This is a genomic window from Enterobacter sp. A8, assembly GCF_004296595.1.
Classification (GTDB): Bacteria; Pseudomonadota; Gammaproteobacteria; order Enterobacterales; family Enterobacteriaceae; genus Enterobacter; species Enterobacter cloacae.
On record NZ_SCMF01000005.1, the window covers coordinates 119,460 to 141,948 of the forward strand.

The window sequence follows — 22,489 nt, forward strand, 5'->3', positions numbered from 1 at the left end:
ACGTGTATGACTGGAAAATTCCTGGCTATTTTCGCAATAAATTGCTTCATTTCCGCAAGCGCAAATGCTTTAATTATTGAAAATCTAAATATTGATTTTCTACCTGAAAAAGAAGTTGTTTTTCAGCCAATAAAAAACGATACCAGTGTACGACAGAATTATACTGTTTCGCTTATTCAGGTTGATGTCCCAAAAGAACACGGGAAAGAGACTGAAATAAAAGATGGTGAGGTGATGTTCTCGCCAAAACAGTTAACTCTGGAGAGTGGCGAGCGGGCCGGATTTAAGTTTTATTATACCGGCCCGCACGACAGCAAAGAACGCTATTATCGCGTTAAATTCACCGAGACGCCGCTTCAGGCGCGGGTTGTGATGAGCAAAGGCCAACGCATTCAGTCGGATGTGGTGGTTTCGCTTGAGGCTATTTTAATTGTCCGACCATGGACAAGGCATTTTGATTATACGTTTAGTAACGGGGTGGTGAGTAATACCGGGAATACCTGGTTTAAATATGTCTCTTCTCAGGGATGTAGCTCACAATATAATGACTCAAAATATCTTCCACCGGGTCAACGGCTGGAAATAGATAATTACGCGCAGCCCGCAAGGCGGATGATTATTTATGGAAATAAAATCATCCCGCTTACGCGCTGCCCGTAACAACCGCTTTCCTTCATAAAAGGAAATTATCCTTTGGCGCAAGCTGAAGATTTACAACTACAGGAGAATAAAATGAAAGCGATTTCATTCGTAGAAGCGAAAGATATTATCGGTGGTGCATTAAACCCATTCGCTGGCCTCGTTAAAGGTGCACAGCTGGGTTATGACACCGGTGCAAGCATCATGGGCATGGTAGGCGGCGTGGTTGGCGGAATTCTGGGTGGCGCAATGGGCTTCCTGGGTGCGCTGGTTGGCAGCTACAACTAATTCAACGAACAGGAAGACAATCATGCAAGTTATCGATTTCAAAAAAGCACAGGCCATCATCGGTGGCTGGGATCCGTTTGCTGCTGCCCTTCAGGGCGCGAGCGCAGGCTATAACGCAGGCAGCCAGATGTTAGGCGCGCTGGGCGGCACCATCGGTGGTGTGTTTGGCCTGGTGGGCGGCTTCATCGGCGGCTTCTTCAGCGCATAAGTTATCGACCTATGCTTATGGCCCGCTTTGCCGGGCCATTTTTTTATTTCAGCCACGGATAATTATGTTTTCGCTTTTTCAGTATAAAAAAAAGGGTAAGACACCCGTTATTCGCCAGCATGAATATACCGAATGTGGGCTGGCCTGCCTGGCGATGGTGCTGGGGCACTATGAACACCACGTCTCCGTCAGCCAGCTGCGCAGGGAGCTTACCGTCTCTGCCGACGCGGGCACCTCGATGGCGGAACTCATGACCCTCGCCAGCGATAAAAATATGACGGGCCGGGTGCTCAAGGGCGAAATCACTGAAATTGAAAGTGCCGAACTGCCGCTCATCGCCTTCTGGCGCGGCAATCATTTCGTGGTGATCGTGAAGGTTGACGGGCGCAGCGTAACGGTCCACGACCCGGCCAGCGGCGTGCGTCGCTACAGCCTCAAGGAGGCGCAAAAACTCTTTTCCGGCTACGTGCTGGAGCTGAAGCCGACGCCGCGCTTCGACAAAAAATCCCCTGACGAGACGCTCACGCTGGGGCGGCTGGCCAATAAATCCCCGAGCTTGTTTCAGCGGCAGGTGCTGCTGTTTGTGCTCTCGATTTTTACCCTCATCACCATGCTGGCCAGCCCCACTTACGTGCAGCTGATCATGGATGAGGCCATCTCGCGCAACGACAACGATCTGGTGATCTTACTCACCGCCATTTTCGCTATCGTCTTTATTTTTGAAGTCATAGGTAAGTTCCTCAAGCAACTGCTTGAGATCCTGATGCGTAACATCGCCTATGACGACCTCAGCCAGTCGGTTCGCCGCTATATGCTGCGTACCCAGACCGGCTGGTTCCGCAGCCGTCCGCCGGGCATTGTGCTGGCGATTGAAAAATCGCTGCATGCCTGTGCGGAGTTCATCAGCAATGGCTATGTGCAGATCCTCTTTTCCAGCCTGATCGCCTTCACCAGCCTGCTATTTATGCTGCTGTATAACGTGAAAATCGCCGTGCTGACGATGCTGCTGATGGGGGTGTTCTTCCTGATCCGCTTTTCGCTGATCGGCCCTTACCAGCGCGCGGTGGACGACTCCATCGAGCGCACCGCAAAGTATGAATCGCTGCTGGTGGAGACGCAGAAGGGGATCATCACCCTGAAGGCTAACAACATGGAGCAGGCCCGGGACGCGGTGATGGATAAATCCCAGCGTGAGCACATAGCCGGGCTGATGCGTAAAGAGCGCCTGCTGGCCCGCTTTGATGTTGCCTCGCTGCTGGTGATCAACGCCGAGCAGCTGCTGGTGGTCTGCTTCGGCGCGTGGCTTATTCTGGAAGGGCAGATGAGTATCGGGATGCTCTATGCCTACATCAGCTACAAACGTTATTTCTCCGACGCGATGGTACAGGTGGCGCAAAAGCTGCTGGACAAAAATGCGCTGAAAGGGCCGCTGGATCGCGTGGGCGACCTGCTGTTTGCCCCCTCTGAAGCCAGCCAGTTTGGCCGGAAGATTGTGACTTCACCCGTCAGTCTGGCCTTTGAGGATGTCTCTTTTGCTTATCCGGGACGTGAGGCGACCCTGCAGCACATCAACATGACGCTGAAGCAGGGCGAAGAGGCGGTGATTGTCGGCCAGAGCGGCTCCGGGAAAACCACGCTGCTGCGTCTGATCTCCGGGATGTTGCTCTCCACATCGGGCAGTTTGCGGATCAATGCGATCCCGATCACCGAGTGCGATCTCTCCTCTTTGCGCCAGCATATTCGCATTGTGCATGCGGACGATATTCTCTTTACCGGCTCCATTCTGGATAACCTCTCCTGCTTTGATAGCGCGCCGGACAAAGAGCGGGTGATTGCTGCCTGCCGCCTGGCGGAGATTGACCACGTGGTTGCGCGTCTGCCGCACGGATACGAAACGGAGCTGCTGCCGGGAAATACCTTTTTCTCCGCCGGCGAGATGCAGCGTCTGGTGCTGGCGCGCGCCCTGTACAGCCAGCCGAAGCTGCTGCTGTGCGATGAAGTGACGGCAAACCTCGATAAAACCACGGCGCAGAAGGTGCTGGCGAACCTGCGTGGCCTGGGGATTGGTCTGGTGTTTGTCACCCACTCGCCGGAGGTGGTGGGCTGTCATGGACGGCTCTACACCATGGAAAATGGCACGCTGCGGGAGAGTGAGCAATGATGTTTCTGCCCCGTCTCTACGCCCGACTTTGCGCCCGGCAGGCCGGACGCACGCTGCTCGCAAGCCGGATCACGCAAAACTACAGCCAGTTTATGCGCTGCCCGGAGGCTGACGTCCCACCCGATTTTTTGCGCCAGAACGCCCTGGAGATGAGCGGCTTTCATTTTGTCGAGCAGATCTTCCCGCCCGCGCTGTGGCGGCGCAACGTGCGTTTCGATCTCCACGCCCGGGTGGCTGCATTTACCCGCGAGCAGGATTTCTATTCTCAGCCCCGCACCCTGCTGCTGGGCATGCGCTGGGCCGGATTTGGCCTGATCGCGGATGCGCTGCTCGCCACCGCGCCAGACGACGTGCGCTTTCAGTTTGTTACCCGCCTTCCCGCGCTGCACAAGCTGATGGCGGCACACGAGGAGCGGCGGGCAGGGGCGTTTTTCGCCCCGCACCGGCTGGTGACCGTGCTGCTGGTGGATGAGCGCCTCCCGGATGCGCCGCTGTTCATGACCCAGGCGGGCGACCAGAAAGCGTGGTTAACGGACGTGTCGACGCGCTTTTTAACGCGCTACGGATACGTGATTCGTACGCTGCTGCCCGGCTGTTCGCTGCACTCGGCGGAATTTGCGCTGGAGAGCCAGACCTATGCCCCTGCGGAGTACCGTCAGGCCGCCACCGCCACGCTGAACGCGTTGCGTAAAACCCCCACGCTCTGGAGTGCATGGGACGATCTTTCAGTGATTTATCATGGATGACATGTCGTGAAATTAAGAAACCGAAACCGACAACGTCGGGCGCTGATCCCGCACCATTTTTCAAAGAGCTACGAGATCAACGCCCCGCGGCTGAAAGGCGTGTTAACGCTGTTTATCTCCTTTTTTCTCTGTCTGCTGGTCTTTTCGATCGTCTTTAACTTTTCGGAAACCACGCTGGCGCGCGGGGTGCTGATCCCGGCCCAGGGGGATGTGGAAGTGCGTGCCAGAGAGTCCGGCACCATCGTGGATTTTGCCGTACGTCCAGGCCAGTACGTGAAAGAGAATGACCCGCTTTTTACCGTGTCGCAGGACTACGGCGGCAAGCAGGGCTCGGTGGTGCAGTTCGATCGCCAGCAGATGGAGGCGGAGAAAAAGCGCAGCGAGCAGCGCGTGCAGACCATTGAAGATTCTATCGCTACGTACCGGAAAAACCTGGCGCAGCAGCTGGATATTGCCGACCGGCAGATTGTGGTATCCCGCGACAAAGTGAAAAAGCTGCGTGCGTTGCTCAAAAACAGCACCGATACCTATGAGGCGTGGAAAGCGATATCCGGGAAAGGCTATGTGTCGAAGGTCGATCTGGATAAAAGCCACAACGACGTGCTCAACGCGCAGCTTAACCTGACGCTGGAGGAGAGCAGTATCCTCGATCTGGAGGCGCGCAAAACCAGCCTGACCGACAGCACTCAGTCGCAAATCGACTCCCTGAGCCAGGAGCTGCTGTACGTGAAAAACCGGATCAGCGAAATTGACCGCAACCTCTCCAGCCGGGGCAGCTCTACGATGGCCATGCTGGCCCCTGCCGATGGCTACGTGGTAGCGATCAACTTCCCGCCGGGCCGGGCCATTACGCAAAACAGCGAGGTGGTGGTGGTGATCCGTAAAAACACCGCCGCGTCGATGGAGGGGTACCTCTATGTGCCAGCCACGGGCGTGGGCCGGGTGGCGAAAGGGGATAAGGTGAAGCTGCGCTTTGACTCCTGGCCGGTGGATAAATATGGCTCGGTGGAGGCCACCCTGTCTGATTTTTACGAGGTGAATATTGATGCGCATTCGGCGCTTATCCCGCTGCAGGAGGGGCAGAACTACTATCTTGCCAAGGTGCGGGTGCCTTCCTGGTTTACCGATCCGGACAACAAAAAGCGTCTGCTGATGGGCGGGATGACGGTGAACGCCGATATCGTTATCGATCGCAAACCGCTTATCAATCTGCTGATTGCGCCGCTGGAGCGGGTGCGTAAACGGTTTATCGATTGACCCGATTTCATCGTTCATCGCCCGTTAGCCCACAGGCTAACGCCGGGTCGCGGGCTATTCTCCTTATCACACGCACAGGAGAATAGCCCATGAACATCACTCATATTCGCAATGCTACCCAACTGATCACGTATGCCGGTAAACGCTTTTTGATCGACCCGATGCTGGCCGCAAAAGACGCTTATCCCGGTTTCCCCGGCACGGCGCGGGCCGAGATCCGTAACCCAATGGTTGAACTGCCCGTTGACGTCAGCACGCTGCTGGACGCCGATGCGGTGATCGTCACCCACACCCATGACGATCACTGGGATCGCGCAGCGGTGGAACTGATCGCCAAAGACAAACCGATCTATGTGCAAAACGATCGTGATGCCGCGCTGCTGCGAAGCCAGGGTTTTCATAACCTGACAGTCATGACCGACGAGACCACCTTTGGTGATATCCGCATCGCGAAAACCCACGGCGGCCAGCATGGTACCGATCGCGCGTACGCGGTGCCGGAGCTGGCAGAGCGTCTGGGCGAAGCCTGCGGTGTGGTTCTGCGCCACCCCGACGAGAAAACGCTCTACATCGCGGGCGATACCGTCTGGCGTGATGCGGTGGCGGCCGATCTGCAAAAACACCAGCCGGATGTGGTGGTGCTTAATGCCGGATACGCGCATGTGATCGGTTTCGGGCCCATCATTATGGGGGAACAGGATCTGCTCAACGTTCACTTCCTGCTGCCGCAGGCAAAAATTGTGGCGGTCCACATGGAAGCCATTAACCACTGCCTGCTGAGCCGCCGCGCGCTGCGGGAATACGTGGAAGCGAACCAGATCGGTGATGCGGTGAGCATTCCCCAGGACGGCGAAACCGTTATATTCTGAGCACCAAAAAGGGAAGGAGAGACAGATGCCACTTATCAACGTCGCGATTGTCGCGGTGGACGGGTTTAGCCCGTTCCACTACTCCGTTCCCTGTATTCTGTTTGGCGACGCGGTCTCCGGCGAAAAGCGCTTTAACGTGACGATCTGCGCCGAAAAACCCGGTGTTCTCACCTCAAAAGAGGGCTTTGCCCTTAACGCGACGCAGGATTTTTCAGCCATCGCGCAGGCGGATATTGTGATGGTGCCCTACTGGCAGCACGTGCTGGATCGCCCGCCTCAGGTGCTGCTCGACAGCCTGGTGCAGGCAAGAGACAACGGTGCGGAAATCGTCGGGCTGTGTCTGGGGTCGTTTGTGCTGGCGTATGCGGGCATTCTCGACGGCAAGCGCGCGGCCACCCACTGGGAGTTTGAACATCACTTCCAGTCGCTTTTTCCGCGCGTCCAGCTTGATATCAACGCCCTCTATGTGGATGACGACAATATTATTACCTCCGCCGGGACCGCCGCCGCGCTGGACTGCTGCCTGTATATCATCCGTCAGCGCTTTGGCAGCGTGGTTGCCAACCAGATCGCCCGTCGGATGATTGTGCCGCCGCACCGCGAAGGCGGTCAGGCGCAGTTCATTGCCCAGCCGGTGCCGAAGGACACCCGCGACGCACGGATTAACTGCCTGATCGACTACCTGCAGCAACACATTACCGAGCCGCATAATCTCGACTCGCTGGCGAAGGTGGTTTCGATGAGCCGCCGCACGCTGACCCGCCATTTTGTCAACGCCACCGGCATGACCGTGGCCGACTGGCTCACCGCCGAGCGCCTGCGGCGCAGCCAGATCTTACTGGAAGCTGGCAATATGCCGGTTGAACGCGTGGCCGAGCTGGTGGGGTTTAACTCTGCGGTGACCTGGCGACAACAGTTTAAGGCGCGTTTTGGCGTCAGCCCGACGGAGTGGCGCAAGACGTTTCGTATTCAGCCGTCTGTAGCCAGGCATGATGCGACATGAAGTAACACCGTCTTTTAGGCCGGGAGACCCGGCCTGCGGATGCTTTTAACTCACCACACCTTACTGAACAATCACGCGGCCATTCAGCGGCTGAAGCGGACGGTTATTGCTGTGCTCAAGCGCTTGCTTAAACATCTCCAGCTGCTTTTCTGACAGGGTGACGGTGTTTTTCATCACCAGCCAGCGCAGCCCTTCGGTGCACGGTGGGGTGGTCAGCGAGCCGCTGAAGCGATAATAGTGCAGGTCAGCCGGGAACAGCGGACGAAGATCGAGGTGTTTATCAATCGAGATTTCGTGGTCCTTTTCCTTCGGAAGGCGTGCCAGCAGCGGGTTGAGTGCGCTGTTTTCCGGGCCGACCTCAAACATAACGGCAAGCACTGCGACGTCGCCCTCTTTGCTGGCATGAACAAAGTGCGCTTCCAGCGGGAAGGATTTGCCGTTGATCCGGTTTTCGCTCGGGGTGTGGAAATGGTACTGGCGCAGGGTAAAGATTTGATCGTCCAGACGGAATTCATCTTCGTCGCTGGCGGTCACCTGCAGGGTGTGGCCGTTGTTCACCAGCTTTTCGGCGGCGGTATGGAAATTCGTTTCCAGCGGCGGCAGCGTGGCGTTATAGGCGTTACGGATATCGATGGGCGACTGGAATTTCCCGGTCTTGCAGGTGGCAAACTCGTCACTGAGCTCGCCCCAGTTTTCCGGACCACTCTTGCCTTCATACGTCCAGTGTGGGGCAGACCCCGCAAAGACAGAGGCAGATAAGGCGAATAAGGATGCGGTCAGAATGTGTTTCATGTTGTGTCTCTCAGAATAAGAAATGCGCGTTAAAATACTGATGGCATTGTACTCTTTTCCAAAAGACCCGTATTATATTGTGGTTATTTGCGTTAAAGAAAATGCAAGCCCCTTCTTACCCCAGCTTCTCCATCTTCGTCTCTCCTTCCGTCATTGACAGCTGATACAGCGAAAACGATCGGTGCTTCTCAATCAATGTCGCCAGCTCCGGCGAGTGGCTGGTGAGCCAGATCTGCGAGTAGCGGCTGGCCTCGGCAATCAGGCTTGCCAGCGCGGGCAGCATCTGCGGATGCAGGCTGTTTTCCGGTTCGTTGAGGGCGATAAACGCCGGTGGGCGCGGGCTTAACAGTGCCACTGCCAGGCACAAAAAGCGCAGCGTGCCGTCAGAGAACTCCGCCGGTTCCAGCGGGCGGCTTAAGCCCTCACGCTGCATCATCATGCGAAAACGTCCGCCGGTATTGTCGCTGTAAAACACGCAGCCGGGGAAAGCCTGATCAAGAATGCGCATCAGCAGCAGTTCATCGCCAATCTCGACAATGGTCTGGAATGCCGCCGCGAGGTTGGCGCCGTCGCTCGCCAGCACCGGAGAGCGGAAACCCACCTGCGGGGCACGCATCATGGAGCCGCTTGCAACGGAAAACTCATGATAAAATCGCCAGTTACGCAGGGACTCGCGCATCTGCGACACTTCCGGGTAAAGGTGCGGTTCGCCGAGCTGTCCGAATACCGATTCGTTCTCGTACAGCGTGCCGCTGTGGGTCACTTTCTCGTGATGGACGTTATTCAGGAAAACCGCCTGATTTCTGCGCTTCATCAGCTGTGCCGACGGGCGGCGGTGCTGGCCGCTCAGCCAGAGCGACTCTTCCTTGATCACCGGATCGAGCTGAAACTGCGAGGGATAGGGCAGCTTCTCAACAAAGCCTACCTGCAGCTCGTATTCGTAGGTTTCGGTTTCTACCGCCAGGTTCATCCGTCGCAGCTGGTCGCTGCGGGTTTTACCCGCCCAGAACACTTTCAAAATCCCGCCTTCATTCGCCAGAGCCTGAGAAAACTGCCCCTGCGCGGCGCTGTGCATCAGGTGGATCGCCTTGTAAATATTTGATTTTCCGGTGCCATTCGGGCCGAAGACAATGTTGAGCTGTTCCAGCTCCAGCGACATATCGCGAATTGAGCGGTAGTTTTGAATGTGCAGGGTGTTAATCACAGGCCGATCCCTTTTTTGCGTTTTAACCTGTATATATTTACAGCCTTTCATGCGAAATGCAAAAAAGAGACGACAGTGAGGATGTCGTCTAAACGGGCTACTGCTTCGGGCCCCTGAGGGTCAATGGGGGCCTTCGCCTTATTGATTATTTAACGGCCAGACGCAGACCCAAATCATCAGGATAGGGATCAAAGTAGTTTTGCGTCATCAGATACTGATCCGGGTATTCGGCAAGGTAATGTTTTAGCAGCGTGATCGGCGCAAGAATGGGCAGAAGCCCTTCGCGGTAATGCAGGATCACGTCACGAAGCTCACCCCGCTGGCGGCTGTTAAGCTGATTGCGAAAATAGCCCTGAATATGCATCAGCACGTTGGTGTGATTTTTCCGCGAGGCGGGCTTTTTCAGGATGGTCATCAGTTTTTCGCGGTACGCCTCGAAGAACGCGTCCAGATCGTCCCATTCATGCAGCGAGGCGACAAATGGGCCAATCTCACGGTAACCCGCCTGATGGTGTGCCAGCAGCTGCAGTTTGTAGCGGCTGTGAAAATCCAGCAGCGCGCGGCGCGTCAGGCCATTTTTACGCAGTGTGTTCAGTTCGTGCAGCGCAAAAACGCGCTCGACGAAGTTTTCCCGCAGCACCGGGTCGTGCAGACGGCCATCCTCTTCTACGGGCAGCCACGGCCAGGTTTCAAGGAGCGCGGCGGTGAACAGCCCGACGCCCTCCTTGCGGCCCCGGTTGCCGTTTTCATCGTACACGCGCACGCGTTCCATGCCACAGCTGGGGGATTTTGCACAGACGATAAACCCGGCGAGATCGCCGATCTTAGGCAGATAGCTGGCCGTAAAGTCGGCCATTTTCTGCGTGACGTCATCATGCGGCGGATGGCTAAAACGCATCTGCGTGTCGCCGCCGGTCGTCATGATCAAACGCAGCGCAGGGCGTGGTGTAGGCAGGCCGATGGCCATTTCGGGGCAAACGGGTCGGAAATTCACCCACTGGGCCAGCTCATCCATGACGAAACCCATACGCTTATGCCCGCCGTCAAAGCGAACGGCGGACCCGGTCAAGCAGCCGCTAATACCCAGCACAGGTTTCGTTGTCATGGTATGTTCCTCCAGAGCCAATACTTAAAACTTACACAATCTTGCTTATTTGTCCAAGTATTGGCGGAGGTATTTTTTATTGCCGTTTAAAATCAACAGGTTTTAACTGCCCTTGTAGGTTGAATAACCGTACTGACTCAGCAGAAGTGGAATGTGCAGTTTCTCGTTGGTCCGGGTGACGGTAAACAGCACCGGCACTTCCGGGAAGAATGTCTCCAGCTTTTTAGCGTGGAAATAGTCTGCGGTTTTGAAGGTCACTTTATACACGCCAGGCTGCATGTCCTGTTCCTGGGGATAGAGCGATTTGATACGTCCGTCATGGTCGGTTTTGCCGCTGGCAACCGGGATCCATTTGTCCTGCTGCTGCTTTTCCAGGGTAACGGTGACATCCGATGGCGGCATGCCGGTTTGCTGGTCGAGAACGTGTACGCTCAGCGTGCCGGCAGGGGCACTGAAGGCGGCAGGGGCAAAAGCCATGGAGGCCAGGATCAGCAGAGGGGCAGTTTTTTTCATGTTGTTTTCCTGTGAAGTTGTCAGTCACAGGAAAACGTTAGCATCTGCGGCGCGGAAAAATATTCAACTTTTCGTGAAGATTCCCGCAGGAGAAAATCATTAGAGGATAATGACCTCAAGGGAAAGCTGCTGCTGCCACTGCGCCACCTGTTTTTTCCGCGCGGCGGTCAGTTTACCGCTGGTGACCAGCAACCATTTGCGATCGGGGAATATCTCCGGTGCCAGCGTGGCAGGGGGCGTGGGTAACACGTCGATGCGGTGACCCTGGCCGGTCCGCGACAAGGCTTCGAGCCAGATTTCACACGGGTCGTTCAGGTACCAGCCGCTGAGCAGAATGTTATCGCCCGGCGCTTTTTTATCGCCTTCAAGGCAAAACGAGGTGTAGGCGATGAGGATGCCGTCGAGGATCGCGCGCAGAGTCATGGCGGCGGCGACGTTGGCGGACACCTGGCTGCGCAGCGGACGCAGCACGTTGGTCACCAGTTCAGGTCTGGGGTATTCGCGGCCCGCGTCGTAAATCATCTGGCGCAGGGACTCGATTTTGCCCCCCTGCAGGCGTTCCAGCATGTTCTGCTGTAGCGTTTGCCAGTTGTTGGTCCGGCGAGGTACAGGGCGCTCAAGCAGGGGTTTTACCTGGCCAATGGGCACGCCTTTTTTCACCCAGTCGAGGATTTTCAGCGCCTGCTGAACGTCTTCATCGCTGTACTGGCGGTGGCCGCCCTCCGTGCGCTGTGGCTTGAGTAAACCATAACGACGCTGCCACGCCCGCAGCGTGGTGGCGGTGATGCCGCTAAGTCTGGCGAATTCGCCGATGGAGTAAGCCATGTCCATGTCCAGAGTGGAGGAATACTCTCAATATACTACGAATTTTTCAGAACGGGATGAAGCGCCGAAAGGGTGCACTACACTTAACATCCAACCGTGCAAATGAAAGGAATTCTCATGAAGCTATGGCCTGTTGTCACCGGGGTTGCCATTGCGCTGACCCTTGTAGCCTGTAAATCCCCCACGCCGCCGAAAGGCGTGCAGCCTATTTCCGGTTTTGATGCCAGCCGCTATCTCGGCAAGTGGTATGAAGTCGCCCGCCTGGAGAACCGCTTTGAACGCGGGCTGGAGCAGGTGACGGCCACCTACGGCCAACGGAGCGATGGCGGAATCAGCGTGCTTAACCGGGGTTACGACCCGGTGAAGAACAAATGGAACGAGAGTGAAGGCAAAGCGTACTTTACCGGCGCGCCAACCACCGCCGCGCTGAAGGTTTCGTTCTTCGGCCCGTTCTACGGCGGCTATAACGTCATCAAGCTGGACGATAAGTACCAGTACGCGCTGGTCAGCGGCCCGAACCGCGACTACCTGTGGATTTTGTCGCGCACGCCAACCGTGCCGGACGCGGTGAAGCAGGATTACCTGAACACCGCGCGCAGTCTGGGCTTCCGGGTCGATCAGCTGGTGTGGGTAAAACATTAACCCCTACTGGTACGAGAACGTAATGCTTGCCAGCGCGTTCGCCGAGCCGGGGACCAGTTCGCCGGTTCGGATGTATTGCGCCTGGAACGGCAGCGACAGGGTTTGTGCCGCAATGGTGCTCTGGATAAAGAACTGATTAGTTGTGCCCGCCGCCGAGCTGTCCGGCCCCATCATCAGCGGGCCGGTGCCGTTATAGAAAAACTGCACCCCTACGCCGGACGCGGTGGAGTCGCCGGTCAGCGTCACCACCGACGAGGTGTTTGACGGCGTGGTCTGATCGGTCATCACCGCGCTCACCGCGACGTTCGCGTCACAGGTCAGGCTGACGTTAAACGCACCCGAAGGCGATGTACTGCCCACGGTGGTCAACGTGCGGATATCGATCGTACCCAGATCGACGTTCGCGCTTTTGGTGCCCACCGTACAGCCGCTCGCCGTCACGGTGATGGTGGTGGGGTTAATGATGACCTTTGCCGTTTTGACCTCGTTGTTATAGGCGGTTAGCACCGCGGCGTTGATAGTCGGAATTTGATACACGCCGGATTTCAGGGCGACGCCGGTTTTTATGAAGGTGACCTTTGCCGACCACCCCAGATCCTGGGTGCTTGTACTGGTGCCTTCTGCCGGATAGCTCTGCGTCACACCGGTTTGCAGGGGAATGTATTTGGTCCCATTAAAATCCTTCAGCCCGATGATATAACCCACGCCTGGAACGCCGGTTTCAAAAATGGTGTAGTTCACCCCGTCGACGGTGACCGTCATCCCGCTTGAGATCGCGCTGCTGCTCGGCTCCAGCGTGCTTTTAGTGCAGTGAAAAACAAACCCACACCAGAACACCTGTTGCACGCTGACGGAGGCGCTCCAGGTGGAGCCGATAATGCTCCCCGGCATAACTGAATCTGCCGGGCCGCTGTAGGTCATCGGCTGCGGGGAGAGGGTGATATCTGATTTCCATTCCATCGCCTGTGCGCTGGCGCAGAGCAGTAATCCGCTAATAAACAAGAATAAACGCATCATTGATACTCCGTGGTCCAGGTGGCAAAGGCGGAGACGTCTCCGGCATTCACCGGCGCGCCCGTGGCGGCCAGCCGAGCGTAGAAGGTCATCTCTACGCTGTCATCGCCCGGCGTGCCCCGGGCGGTGGTTTGCGTGTCGAGGGGGATCAGCCCGCCGTCTTTATCGAGGATCTGCACCGCCACGCCGGTGGCGCCGCCGTCGGCAATTTTCACCAGCTGCGGGTTGTCGTTATCCGGCGTGCCGCTGAAGCGGATTTTGACCCCGGCAAAGGTTGGCCCGCACGCTTCAAGCCTGATCGTGAAGGGCGTTTTGATATTGCTGACCGCGCCTGCACGGGGGAATTGTTTAATCCCGATGGTGCCCAGCGGAACGTCCTGCTCTTTAGAGTCCGCCGCGACAACGCAGGTGTTGCCGATCAAATTCCCGGTGACGGAAACCAGCACGTCATAGCCGCGAACCGGGAACGTGAAGATCAGCAAAGCGATGCTGAACGTCCGAAGCGTTACTGACATACCACCTCCTGTGAATAGAGCCCGGTGCGGGCGTTATAGCTCTGCTTGTTCAACGCGTAGTTGATGGTGCAGCGCTGGTCGCTGTTGCGCCCCCATACGGCACTCAACGTGCCTCGCTCGGTTAACCCCGACAGATACAGGCTGCCGCCGTCGCCGACGATGCCGCTGGTTTTGTCATCGTTCAGTGAGACCAGCGTGCCGAAGGGCAGCACGTCGTTGCCGCGGTGCACGACAAACATCGCTTTTTTCCCCTGGCGTGTGACAAGGGTGGCGCGAACCAGCGCACCGTCGGTCGGCGTTTTGTTGACGATGGCATTCTCCAGCTCCACGTCATTACCTGCGGTTGTGACATCCAGCGCGACCTGGTTCACGCGGTACGGCGTGGCGTAGGGGATCACCGCGTAGCCCCGGCTGTCGGTTTTGATACCCTTGTGGTTAAGCACGGCAACGTCACTGGCGCCCGGGGCTTTCACCAGAATGTTGGTGTTGCCGAGCGGCTGGCTCAGCGTCAGACCATCTTCATGCAGCACCGCCCCGCCGCTCATCCCGTAGCTGAGGTTGCGGGATGAGCGGGTGTAGCTGTAGCCCAGGTTGTAGTCTCCTTTTGCGCCTTCGTATTGCAGCGTGGCGTCGCCGCCGTAGTGCTGCTGCGCGCTATAGCGCTGGTTGACGCTGTAAAACAGGTTCTCCTGGCCCGGCAGATAACCGCTCACGCCGGTACTGGCCGTAGTGCCGGTTGAATCCGCATGGGTGGTGGTAAAGCGGGCGCGGGTCGACAGCGCCGGGTTGCCCAGCGGCACCGAAAGTGACATCGCCAGCACGTTATCTTTTTTGTCGTCATACAGGCTAGAGCTGCGCTGAACGCTGACGCCAAGCGACACGTTACGAAACGTGGCATTCCACGCGAACTGCAAACTTTGCGTGGTTTTCGACGTGTTCCAGTAGGTTTGCTGATCCCACGACAGCGACAGCGAACCGTATTGCCCCATCGGCTGTGACAGCAGCAGCTGGTTTTTGGCCTTACGCGACATGCGCAGGTTATATACCGTGTCGTAGTGGGTGGTGACGGTGCCATCGTCTTCCACAATCTGCTTTGGGGATCCGCCCGCCATGCCCTTGTACGTGGTATCGCTCAGGGTATAAAACCCTTTCGTTGAGTAGCGCAGCGAGAAAAAATTAACCCGCGTGCCGATATCATTCAGCAGCTTGCTGTAACGCAGGCGCACGGAATCGCCGGTGTAGTGCTGGTCGTCCGCCAGCTGGCTGCGGGCGTGGGTCAGGTCGATGGAATACGCGCCAAAGCGCCCCAGGTTCTGCCCAATCCCGAAGGCCAGACCGTTATAGCGATCGGCAAACTGCGCCCCACCGTAAAATGTCAGGCCATAACGCCAGCCGTAGAACAGTTCGCCCTGCGCGAAAGAGGGCGCATCCTGATGGCCCATCGGACGATATTTCCCTGCCCCCAGGGCATATTTCAGCTGTCCGTTACGCACCAGGTTTGGCACGCTGGCATACGGAAGCGTGTACTGCGTCTGGCTGCCGTCGTTCTCCTGGATCGTGACCGCGAGATCGCCCCCGGAAGAGGTCGGGTAGAGATCTTTCAGCACAAACGCCCCCGGCGGCACTGAGGTTTGATAAATGATGTTACCGTTCTGGCGAACCGTCACCGTGGCGTTGCTGCGGGCGATGCCGCGCACTTCCGGCGCATAGCCGCTCAGGCTAGCAGGCAGCATATTGTCATCGGTTTTCAGGGCAATGCCACGCAGGCCCACGGCGTCGAACACCTGGGCGGAGGTATACGTTTCCCCGGCGTAAACCTGCGCGTTCAGGGCGGGAATATCCCGCTGCAGCCAGGTCTGCACGTGGGTAAGTTCGTTAGTATCTTTGGTCCACGTGGTGAAATCACGCAGCCGCCACGCGCCGAGATTGATGCCGCTGTTCAGGCTCGCAAACAGCTGCTGGTCGCGCGTGCGCGTCTCGCCCTGATAGTCATTGTTCGAGCCGTTTACTACATAGTTCAGCCACGCGGCAGGAATGCCCGCTTCCCAGCTTTCCGGGCTGACATACCCGCGCGGCAAATTGCGCATCGCGCTCTGCGGTACGGTGAAGCTGAGGGAGAGCGTCTGCTGGTCAAAATCAAACCGGGTATCGGCAAACGCCTCCGTCAGAAAAATGCAGCGCTGCGCGAGCGGCAGTGCGCCGCCTTTCGCCTGCTGGCTGTCGATGCCCAGCGCCGCGATCTGTTCAGGCGTGAGGCATGGCAGGGCTTCCCCTGTATTTTCAGCGGTGCGGAACGTGATATTGCCGGTGAACGCATAGTTGTTATTGATATACACGTTGAGGTTGTGATCGCCCGGCGGCAATGCGCTCCCGGCGTTGACCCAGGCGAGATCGGCGCTGTTGGCGCTCTCACCGTTGAGGAACGCAGGGTTAAATTGCAACGCGCTTTCAGCCGCCATGGCCTGCCGAATTACCAGGGAGATCACCGTGGCACACAGGATTTTTCTTTTCACGTGGTCACGCCTCACAGTCGGGATTATTGGGACAATGCCGCGCGTGTCGCGGGCGTCCATGCGCCGTAATCGTTAATGGTCTGGTAGCTCACGCTGCTGGCGTGGCTGAAGGTTTCGCCCAGCGTTACGCTGGATTTCGGCGGCACCATCACCGGCTGTACCGGCATGCCATCGATTTTCAGGTTGATGGTGGTGAGGTAGTACGGCGTTGGGTTGCTGAGCGTGACCTTTCCGCCGCGATAGGCTCCGGTCAGGCTTTTCCAGGCGTCACCTGCGCCTTGCCCAAGGCTCTCCGGGCGATAAAACACCTTGATGCGGTTTGCCGAAGCAAACTGCAGCGAATTGCCGGAACCGCTTTTGGTCTGCTGTGGAATGGCTTTCACCGTCATCCAGTAGAGCGTTTCGCGATCCTCTGGCAGGGCTTTACCGTTAAACATGATTTTCACCGCGCTTTCGCTGGCCGGTTTCATGACGAACAGCGGCGGCGTAATAACGAAGTCGTTGGTTTTTTGCCCTTTTTCGTTTTCCATCCATGACTGGATCAGGAACGTGGCGTCGGGATGAGTGTTCCTGACCTGCAGCATGGACTGGTTGGTAGTGCTGGAGTAAACCATTCGCGTGGCGCCCAGCCCTACGCCGCCTGCATATGCGGCGGATGAACATAATGAAATAGCCAGACAGATCCCTGCTTTTGCGCGCATGGTGCGTCTCCTTAAAGCTGAGTCAGGCCCGGCCAGCGAACCGGGCCTGAAAATTACGAGTAGGTAACGGTGTAGGTTGCAACCGCGCTGGCATCACCCGCCGTGGCGTTGCCCTGCGGTGAGTAATATTTCGCGCTGAAGTTCAGGGTGTTGGCCCCCGCACGCAGAGGAATGGCGGCGGCAGGTTCACCCAGCTTCACCACCTTGCCCTGCTCGTCGTACAGGCGAATCGCAACGTGCTGCGCCGAGTTAGCGCCGCCGTTTGCGCCAACGGCCAGGCTGTTGGCATCGGCCGCATCCGGCGTACCGGTGAAGGTCACGGCCACGGTGGTGGCGGCAATCGGATTGTCTTCCGTTGAGGCGGAGGTATCGGCGATTTCGCAATCTTCCAGGGTGATGGAGAAGGCTTTCGCGGTGCTGGCTTCGCTGCCTGCTGCGGCCAGCGTGGCGGTACGCACTTCGCCCATGTCGACATCAATGTTGGCGCTGCCAGCACTGATGGCGCAGGCCGACGTCACCACCTTGCCGCTGAAGTTCACCGTACCGCCGCTGGTGGTTGCAGCGAACGCCGACCCTGCTGGCAGTACTGCCGCAACGGCGACGGCAAGCAGTGTTTTCGTTTTAAATTGAGCTTTCATTGTCCTGATTCCATGTTGTCGTTATGTCGGGTTGTGCTCTTGGTCGACAGATCTAACTGGTTAAAAAGACCAGCAAATCTGTCTTATTTCTGAGCCCAAGTTTTCTTATCGCTGAGCTTTTTAACGCGCTGACGCGGCGGTAAGAAAGCTGCTCTGTTTCGGCGATATAACGCATATCCAGACCTTTTCGCAGATCCTTCAATACTCGCCATTCGCCCGGCGTCAGCGATAACGCCGTGGGTTTCTTTTTTGGGCGATATCGGCTATCGACCATTTTTAATAAGCTGGCTCGCCAGTGATAAAGTGGCTCCTGCAGCGAGATATAGGCATCTATATCGCCGCGTATCCACAGCCAGGAATTCGCTGGCGCGGAATACATACAAATAAGGACGTCAGGCTGGCGGGATTTGATGTTTTTTATATATTTCAGGCAATCAAATCCCGCGTGATACTTTTCCGTGCCGGATAAAAAAATGACATCAACGGGGGTGGTTAAACACACGGTTTCCATTAATGAATAATCATCGCTTGATGCTATTATCTGTATTTCAGGAACCATGTTTTTTAATACCGCGGCGATCCCCTGACGTGAAAAGTGATCGCCTCCCAACAGTGCGGTTGTTAAATGACGTTTATTTCCGGTTTTATTCGCCATGTTATTCCCTCGATTTATAATTGTAATGAGGCTCGCCCGTCTGGCAGAACGATGCCTGTATTTTCGAAGCAATTAAGCATTGCACGGTATGGAGTCACTATACGGATAGTGCGAAACAGGTAATCTGAATTAATCTTAATTTGTATTAAGTTGAGCTAAACGGATTTCTTCATTATCTCCCTGCCGTACCGGCTGCCTCATATTTGCCTGTAATTAATCATACCGACACTTTTTAATGAAAAGTTGGCTTTACTAAATGTTTTGTAAGGAAATTGTCTGGTGATGTCAGGTATTCGGCCCTGTTACTTACTTCTGATAACAATTTCAGGGTGAAACTGTTAATTATGACGGGGCTTTTAGACGAGTATGAGATGACTAAAAATGCCGGCAGGCCGCGTCTTGTCTGGTTTCCTCGGAAAAAGTGAATAAAGGTCTCTGAATAATTCAGACACGGATGGCCGAAGCGTTCAATTCGCCGTTTTGTCGAGTTTTGTCAGTGTCAAGTCCGCGTGGGGAAAGGTAGCATGAGGCATTTTCAGGTGCTTTGCCAGATCTCATATGGCCAAAAAGGCGGTTAAGAGAACTTCAGATAAGCGGTTAAGAAAAAATAAAAATAAGATTTTTCGCCAGGCGCCAGGATATACAGACGCGGGTTTATCGGTCACATTAATCCTTAAACCGGCGTTTACAGGAGGTATTTAACGAGTCTTATGCATAAGTATTATATCATTAATGGCATCGTCGAGTTTCATCCTGCGGCCAGCACATTACGCGACCTCAATAATCCTGAACAGGTGGTGGTATTAAACTCGCCTGCCGGACGTTGTTTGCTGTTATTGATTGAAAGAGCCGGGAGTATTGTCACTCAACAGGAGTGTATGGACATTGTCTGGCAGCGTCGGGGAATGATGGTGTCGCCGAATACCTATTACCAGAATATCTCTATTCTGCGTAAGGGGCTGAAAAAAGCCGGGTTTGAAACCGATCCAATCGTCACGATCCCCCGTATTGGCCTGACGCTGGCAAGCGATACGCAAATTACGATTAAAGAGGCGCAGTTGCCCTCGGCAGAGCCAGAAGCACCGGTCCAGACCGTTCAGGAAGAGGATGGCGTGCCGCAGCCCGTGGCTCCTGTCACTCCCGTTGCTCCGGTTGCGAAACGACGCTTCTGGCTGGGGGGCGCACTGCTGGCGCTGCTGTTAATCATTAGCGTGAGCGTCATCAGCTATAGCCGGCCGCATGACAACTATTTTGTGGACGGTTACCGCTTCACGACAATGATGGGAGAGTGTCGGCTCTATTTTGCCCGCGATATCGAGACGCCGCAGGACAGGGAAAAAGCGCTGGCCTATGCTGCGCCATTTAAAGATGAATGCAGCAGTTATCCCTGGATCTATATCAGTGGATATAGCCTGTTGCCGCGTGCTTCGGTGATCCGCTGCGACCGGGCAATGACGGAACCAAACCGTTGTATGTCAGATTACTTTATTCAGGATCATTAATATGGCTCGTTACCGTCAAACGCTGTTAACGCTCTGTTTGTGCCTGCTGGTGGGGGCGTTAGCCGCTGGCTATTATCTGTGGCAGCGTTATTACATTCACCCTTTTGCCTGTCAGGTGAACTTTATTCAGCACCATCCTGAAGAGACACTGACCCTGTGGCTAAATTATACGGTGGACGGTAACAACGGCACGCTCAGCATGAACGGTCGGGTGAAGAGCGATCCGGGTAAGACCTTTAATCGTAAAATATTCTTTCAGGTAGAGCGCAAAGATAATGTCTATTACATGCGATCTGTCCGCAATATCAAATTCCCCGATGATGACGTGAGCGACAGCTGGCTGGAGAAGTACGAACCGTTATTTTTCATCTACCCCAACGAGAGTATTTATATGCGAATTAAGAAACAGCAGAATGATAATTATTTATTCATTCTGGGGACGTTACCGACCTATGTGTGCCACCCCTCAAAAACGGAGGGCTGAACGGGAAAAGCGTTGCTGTTTTGTGGTCATCATTTATACTTTATTGAACCGCTAAGAAATATCTTAGAGTAATATAAGAGCAACACAATATGTTGCGATAATGTAATTAATATTTTTTGGCAAGGTAATGAAAACTTTAATTGATGACTCATGCAGGCGTGGTTCTGCACGAAATAAACCCCTGCATATCGGTTTATTTCTGTGGCCCCATTTTTCGTTATTAGCCCTATCGGGGTTAATGGAGGCGTTACGTACGGCGTCCTGTGTACAAAAAACCAGACAGAAAATCGCGTTCAAACTCAGTCTGATAAGCACCCGGGCGGAATTGCCCATCACCAGCAGCGCCGGTATTAGCGTACAGCCTGAAGCCGCGCATCTTACTCCGGGGGAATACGACTATATTGCCGTGATTGGCGGAAGCCTGGAGGATCTGGATAAGGGGCTCCAGGACGACCGGGCATTTCTTGCAGAGGCGCATCACAACGCCATTCCGCTGATCGGTATTGGCACCGGGAGCTTTATCCTGGCGGAAGAGGGGATCCTCAATGAGCGGCGCGCCTCGATCCATCCTTATCATCATGACGTCTTCACGCAACGGTTTCCGCAGGTTTATGCCGAGCAGGGGCTGGATTTTATCGATGAAGGCGATGTGCTGACCTGCCCGGGCGGGATCTCGACGCTGACGCTAACCACGGCGCTGATTCGCGCCCATGCGGGCGACGATATTGCCGCCACCACGTCACGGCGTTTATCGCTCTCACCGCACGCCGTTACTACCCCACGGCCTGCCAATATTGCGCTGATCCCGGACTCGCGGCTGCGCAGAGCGGTCATGATCATCGAACAGTACCTGACACGCCCGCTTAGCGCCGCCGGGCTGGCCCAGGACGTCAAGCTGAGCGAGCGTCAGCTTAATCGCCTGTTTCATGCTGAGTTTGGTAAAACGGCACGTGAATTTATCCGCAGCGCCAGACTGCGCTATGCCTGCTGGCTGTTGAAGAACTCGCAGCAAAGCGTCACGGACATTGCGCGGCGGATGGGCTTTAGCGACTGCGCCCATTTTATCCGTCATTTCCAGCTTGAGTACGGCTGTACGCCTGGGGTGTGGCGCACGTCGCAGAGCTAATGCCCCGATTTCGTGCTTTCTTCGTAGGGTATTACTGGTTTGCCTGGATACACTTCCGTTAAAAGCCCAACGGGGGGACGATGACATGAACTGGCAGCCTTTTCGCGGCAGCGCACCGGGAAATATGACCATTTTCAGCGCCTCATTTCCTGATGTCAGCGACCAGTGGCCGATGAAAGACGAGACTGCCCGGGAGATCAACGCGCTTAACCAGGCGCTGAAAGCCGACCCGGCGCTTCGCCCTCCGCTGATTGAATACGAAGAGGGCGGGCATGCGGTGCTTGTCCCGCAGAACCGTTACTCCGAACAGGCTTTTCGCAACCGGCCTGCGCTTCTCGCGTGGCGCGCCCGGCTGGTTCCCACTGCGCTGGCGCTGTTTGTGGTGCAAAATCCGCTGGAGGACCGCCTCCCCGAAGGCACGAAAATGGACAGCGACAGCCGCCAGTGGTTTATTCACGCTAACGACGCCATCGGCGTGCGCTCCCGCGCAAAAGTGCTGGCTGAACTGGTAGAGAAGTACATCCATAACGAGAGCGAGAACAACTGGGTGAGCCTGGCCAGCGGAGCGGCCATTCCCGTGCTGGAGGCGCTGCGCAACGCAAAGCTCGACGGCCAACAGGTGTACCTGACGCTGGTAGATAAAGACCCCGTCGCGCTGAGCTGAGCCGAGACCATGGCCGCGCAGGAGGGGCTGGTTGTGGGCGAACAGCTGACGCTGCTCAGGCGCAACCTGCTACATACGCTGGTGCGTAACGACGATTTACTGCTGGAGCTGGGTGAGCATCAGGCCGAACTGGTCGACGCGCTGGGTATATTTGAGTACTTCAACGATACCGATGCGGTGACTTTCCTGCAGCGCGCGCTGCGGCTGGTGAAGCCCGGCGGGGCGGTGATTGTGTCGAATATGCTGACCAGCAGCCCGCAGATCGACTTTGTGCTGCGCGGTATTGGCTGGGAGGACATTCACCCCAGGTCGTTGCAGCAATTGCAGGATATCCACCTCGCGGCGGGCGTGCCGGTGGAGAATGTCACCGTGGTGGTGCCAAAGGATGGGGTGTACGCGGTGATGGAGGTGAAGGTTTAGCGCGA

At 56.1% G+C, this 22,489-nt stretch carries 23 protein-coding genes and 1 pseudogene; 13 read left to right on the plus strand and 11 right to left on the minus strand.

Annotated elements, in window-relative coordinates; all coding sequences use genetic code 11:
* Positions 1-6: 6 nt before the first annotated feature.
* From EQV24_RS18570 to EQV24_RS18605, 8 genes are all read left to right on the plus strand, one after another.
* Complete coding sequence (locus EQV24_RS18570; RefSeq protein ID WP_013094845.1) at positions 7-660, plus strand: hypothetical protein; 654 nt, start codon at positions 7-9, stop codon at positions 658-660.
* A 72-nt stretch (positions 661-732) separates the two neighbouring features.
* Positions 733-927 carry a hypothetical protein gene (locus EQV24_RS18575; RefSeq protein ID WP_013094846.1) on the plus strand — a complete coding sequence of 65 codons (195 nt, stop codon included), beginning with the start codon at positions 733-735 and terminating at the stop codon, positions 925-927.
* A 22-nt stretch (positions 928-949) separates the two neighbouring features.
* Entirely contained in the window at positions 950-1,135 is a 186-nt protein-coding gene (locus tag EQV24_RS18580; RefSeq protein ID WP_013094847.1) for a hypothetical protein, read from the plus strand.
* A 64-nt stretch (positions 1,136-1,199) separates the two neighbouring features.
* Positions 1,200-3,296: a peptidase domain-containing ABC transporter gene (locus EQV24_RS18585; RefSeq protein ID WP_020686461.1), complete on the plus strand. Its 2,097-nt coding sequence runs from the start codon at positions 1,200-1,202 to the stop codon at positions 3,294-3,296.
* Complete coding sequence (locus EQV24_RS18590; RefSeq protein WP_014830094.1) at positions 3,293-4,042, plus strand: hypothetical protein; 750 nt, start codon at positions 3,293-3,295, stop codon at positions 4,040-4,042. Before EQV24_RS18585 ends, EQV24_RS18590 begins: the two co-directional genes overlap by 4 nt.
* A 6-nt stretch (positions 4,043-4,048) precedes the next feature.
* On the plus strand, positions 4,049-5,299 hold the full coding sequence (locus tag EQV24_RS18595) for an HlyD family efflux transporter periplasmic adaptor subunit (RefSeq protein WP_013094850.1): 1,251 nt from the start codon (positions 4,049-4,051) through the stop codon (positions 5,297-5,299).
* 89 nt (positions 5,300-5,388) lie between these two features.
* Positions 5,389-6,168 (plus strand): MBL fold metallo-hydrolase, encoded by a 780-nt coding sequence (locus EQV24_RS18600; RefSeq protein WP_013094851.1) that lies wholly within the window; start codon positions 5,389-5,391, stop codon positions 6,166-6,168.
* Positions 6,169-6,193: 25 nt separating this feature from the next.
* Positions 6,194-7,171, plus strand: a complete 978-nt coding sequence (locus EQV24_RS18605) for a helix-turn-helix domain-containing protein (protein WP_130626917.1) — start codon at positions 6,194-6,196, stop codon at positions 7,169-7,171.
* 60 nt (positions 7,172-7,231) lie between these two features.
* Here the strand turns inward: EQV24_RS18605 and EQV24_RS18610 are convergent, their stop codons facing one another.
* The 5 genes from EQV24_RS18610 to EQV24_RS18630 all read right to left on the minus strand — a co-directional run bounded on the left by EQV24_RS18610 (position 7,232) and on the right by EQV24_RS18630 (position 11,610).
* A complete protein-coding gene (locus EQV24_RS18610; protein WP_130626918.1) occupies positions 7,232-7,963 on the minus strand; it encodes a carbonic anhydrase family protein in 732 nt (243 codons plus the stop codon).
* Between the two features lie 115 nt (positions 7,964-8,078).
* Positions 8,079-9,167, minus strand: coding sequence for an AAA family ATPase (locus EQV24_RS18615; RefSeq protein WP_013094854.1), 1,089 nt, complete (start codon positions 9,165-9,167; stop codon positions 8,079-8,081).
* Between the two features lie 145 nt (positions 9,168-9,312).
* On the minus strand, positions 9,313-10,272 hold the full coding sequence (locus EQV24_RS18620; protein WP_029881877.1) for a DUF523 and DUF1722 domain-containing protein: 960 nt from the start codon (positions 10,270-10,272) through the stop codon (positions 9,313-9,315).
* A 102-nt stretch (positions 10,273-10,374) separates the two neighbouring features.
* A complete protein-coding gene (gene uraH / locus EQV24_RS18625; RefSeq protein ID WP_013094857.1) occupies positions 10,375-10,785 on the minus strand; it encodes a hydroxyisourate hydrolase in 411 nt (136 codons plus the stop codon).
* A gap of 99 nt (positions 10,786-10,884) precedes the next feature.
* A complete protein-coding gene (locus EQV24_RS18630; RefSeq protein WP_020686466.1) occupies positions 10,885-11,610 on the minus strand; it encodes a MerR family transcriptional regulator in 726 nt (241 codons plus the stop codon).
* A gap of 117 nt (positions 11,611-11,727) precedes the next feature.
* Here EQV24_RS18630 and EQV24_RS18635 point away from each other — a divergent pair, with 117 nt between their 5' ends.
* A complete protein-coding gene (locus tag EQV24_RS18635) occupies positions 11,728-12,252 on the plus strand; it encodes a lipocalin family protein (RefSeq protein ID WP_029881878.1) in 525 nt (174 codons plus the stop codon).
* Between the two features lie 3 nt (positions 12,253-12,255).
* On the opposite strand, the gene EQV24_RS18640 is transcribed toward EQV24_RS18635, so the two are convergent.
* The 6 genes from EQV24_RS18640 to EQV24_RS18665 are packed head-to-tail and all read right to left on the minus strand — an operon-like array spanning position 12,256 to position 18,288.
* Entirely contained in the window at positions 12,256-13,266 is a 1,011-nt protein-coding gene (locus EQV24_RS18640; RefSeq protein WP_130626946.1) for a fimbrial protein, read from the minus strand.
* Entirely contained in the window at positions 13,266-13,781 is a 516-nt protein-coding gene (locus tag EQV24_RS18645) for a fimbrial protein (protein WP_023621018.1), read from the minus strand. The genes EQV24_RS18640 and EQV24_RS18645 overlap by 1 nt, the downstream gene beginning before the upstream one ends.
* On the minus strand, positions 13,772-16,294 hold the full coding sequence (locus EQV24_RS18650; RefSeq protein ID WP_095427746.1) for a fimbria/pilus outer membrane usher protein: 2,523 nt from the start codon (positions 16,292-16,294) through the stop codon (positions 13,772-13,774). The genes EQV24_RS18645 and EQV24_RS18650 overlap by 10 nt, the downstream gene beginning before the upstream one ends.
* A gap of 23 nt (positions 16,295-16,317) precedes the next feature.
* Positions 16,318-16,995, minus strand: coding sequence for a fimbria/pilus periplasmic chaperone (locus tag EQV24_RS18655; protein ID WP_023621016.1), 678 nt, complete (start codon positions 16,993-16,995; stop codon positions 16,318-16,320).
* Positions 16,996-17,048: 53 nt separating this feature from the next.
* Positions 17,049-17,633: a fimbrial protein gene (locus EQV24_RS18660; RefSeq protein WP_013094864.1), complete on the minus strand. Its 585-nt coding sequence runs from the start codon at positions 17,631-17,633 to the stop codon at positions 17,049-17,051.
* Between the two features lie 52 nt (positions 17,634-17,685).
* Positions 17,686-18,288: a LuxR C-terminal-related transcriptional regulator gene (locus EQV24_RS18665; RefSeq protein WP_048972229.1), complete on the minus strand. Its 603-nt coding sequence runs from the start codon at positions 18,286-18,288 to the stop codon at positions 17,686-17,688.
* Positions 18,289-18,998: 710 nt separating this feature from the next.
* Between EQV24_RS18665 and EQV24_RS18670 the strand changes: the two genes are divergently transcribed.
* From EQV24_RS18670 to EQV24_RS18685, 4 genes and pseudogenes are all read left to right on the plus strand, one after another.
* On the plus strand, positions 18,999-19,790 hold the full coding sequence (locus EQV24_RS18670; protein WP_023621014.1) for a winged helix-turn-helix domain-containing protein: 792 nt from the start codon (positions 18,999-19,001) through the stop codon (positions 19,788-19,790).
* A gap of 1 nt (position 19,791) precedes the next feature.
* Positions 19,792-20,274, plus strand: a complete 483-nt coding sequence (locus EQV24_RS18675; RefSeq protein ID WP_013094867.1) for a hypothetical protein — start codon at positions 19,792-19,794, stop codon at positions 20,272-20,274.
* A gap of 238 nt (positions 20,275-20,512) precedes the next feature.
* A complete protein-coding gene (locus EQV24_RS18680) occupies positions 20,513-21,400 on the plus strand; it encodes a helix-turn-helix domain-containing protein (RefSeq protein ID WP_058661649.1) in 888 nt (295 codons plus the stop codon).
* A gap of 85 nt (positions 21,401-21,485) precedes the next feature.
* Positions 21,486-22,484, plus strand: a pseudogene (locus tag EQV24_RS18685) (class I SAM-dependent methyltransferase).
* Positions 22,485-22,489 lie beyond the last annotated feature (5 nt).

What these genes read in the sequence shown, in the direction of transcription:
- EQV24_RS18645 (WP_023621018.1), bottom strand. Translation starts at nt 13,781, where the DNA reads ATGTCAGTAACGCTTCGGACGTTCAGCATCGCTTTGCTGATCTTCACG.
- EQV24_RS18575 (WP_013094846.1), top strand. Translation starts at nt 733, where the DNA reads ATGAAAGCGATTTCATTCGTAGAAGCGAAAGATATTATCGGTGGTGCA.
- uraH (WP_013094857.1), bottom strand. Translation starts at nt 10,785, where the DNA reads ATGAAAAAAACTGCCCCTCTGCTGATCCTGGCCTCCATGGCTTTTGCC.
- EQV24_RS18600 (WP_013094851.1), top strand. Translation starts at nt 5,389, where the DNA reads ATGAACATCACTCATATTCGCAATGCTACCCAACTGATCACGTATGCC.
- EQV24_RS18670 (WP_023621014.1), top strand. Translation starts at nt 18,999, where the DNA reads ATGCATAAGTATTATATCATTAATGGCATCGTCGAGTTTCATCCTGCG.
- EQV24_RS18665 (WP_048972229.1), bottom strand. Translation starts at nt 18,288, where the DNA reads ATGGCGAATAAAACCGGAAATAAACGTCATTTAACAACCGCACTGTTG.
- EQV24_RS18655 (WP_023621016.1), bottom strand. Translation starts at nt 16,995, where the DNA reads ATGCGCGCAAAAGCAGGGATCTGTCTGGCTATTTCATTATGTTCATCC.
- EQV24_RS18570 (WP_013094845.1), top strand. Translation starts at nt 7, where the DNA reads ATGACTGGAAAATTCCTGGCTATTTTCGCAATAAATTGCTTCATTTCC.
- EQV24_RS18620 (WP_029881877.1), bottom strand. Translation starts at nt 10,272, where the DNA reads ATGACAACGAAACCTGTGCTGGGTATTAGCGGCTGCTTGACCGGGTCC.
- EQV24_RS18660 (WP_013094864.1), bottom strand. Translation starts at nt 17,633, where the DNA reads ATGAAAGCTCAATTTAAAACGAAAACACTGCTTGCCGTCGCCGTTGCG.
- EQV24_RS18605 (WP_130626917.1), top strand. Translation starts at nt 6,194, where the DNA reads ATGCCACTTATCAACGTCGCGATTGTCGCGGTGGACGGGTTTAGCCCG.
- EQV24_RS18585 (WP_020686461.1), top strand. Translation starts at nt 1,200, where the DNA reads ATGTTTTCGCTTTTTCAGTATAAAAAAAAGGGTAAGACACCCGTTATT.
- EQV24_RS18590 (WP_014830094.1), top strand. Translation starts at nt 3,293, where the DNA reads ATGATGTTTCTGCCCCGTCTCTACGCCCGACTTTGCGCCCGGCAGGCC.
- EQV24_RS18580 (WP_013094847.1), top strand. Translation starts at nt 950, where the DNA reads ATGCAAGTTATCGATTTCAAAAAAGCACAGGCCATCATCGGTGGCTGG.
- EQV24_RS18635 (WP_029881878.1), top strand. Translation starts at nt 11,728, where the DNA reads ATGAAGCTATGGCCTGTTGTCACCGGGGTTGCCATTGCGCTGACCCTT.
- EQV24_RS18680 (WP_058661649.1), top strand. Translation starts at nt 20,513, where the DNA reads ATGGAGGCGTTACGTACGGCGTCCTGTGTACAAAAAACCAGACAGAAA.
- EQV24_RS18675 (WP_013094867.1), top strand. Translation starts at nt 19,792, where the DNA reads ATGGCTCGTTACCGTCAAACGCTGTTAACGCTCTGTTTGTGCCTGCTG.
- EQV24_RS18630 (WP_020686466.1), bottom strand. Translation starts at nt 11,610, where the DNA reads ATGGCTTACTCCATCGGCGAATTCGCCAGACTTAGCGGCATCACCGCC.
- EQV24_RS18640 (WP_130626946.1), bottom strand. Translation starts at nt 13,266, where the DNA reads ATGCGTTTATTCTTGTTTATTAGCGGATTACTGCTCTGCGCCAGCGCA.
- EQV24_RS18610 (WP_130626918.1), bottom strand. Translation starts at nt 7,963, where the DNA reads ATGAAACACATTCTGACCGCATCCTTATTCGCCTTATCTGCCTCTGTC.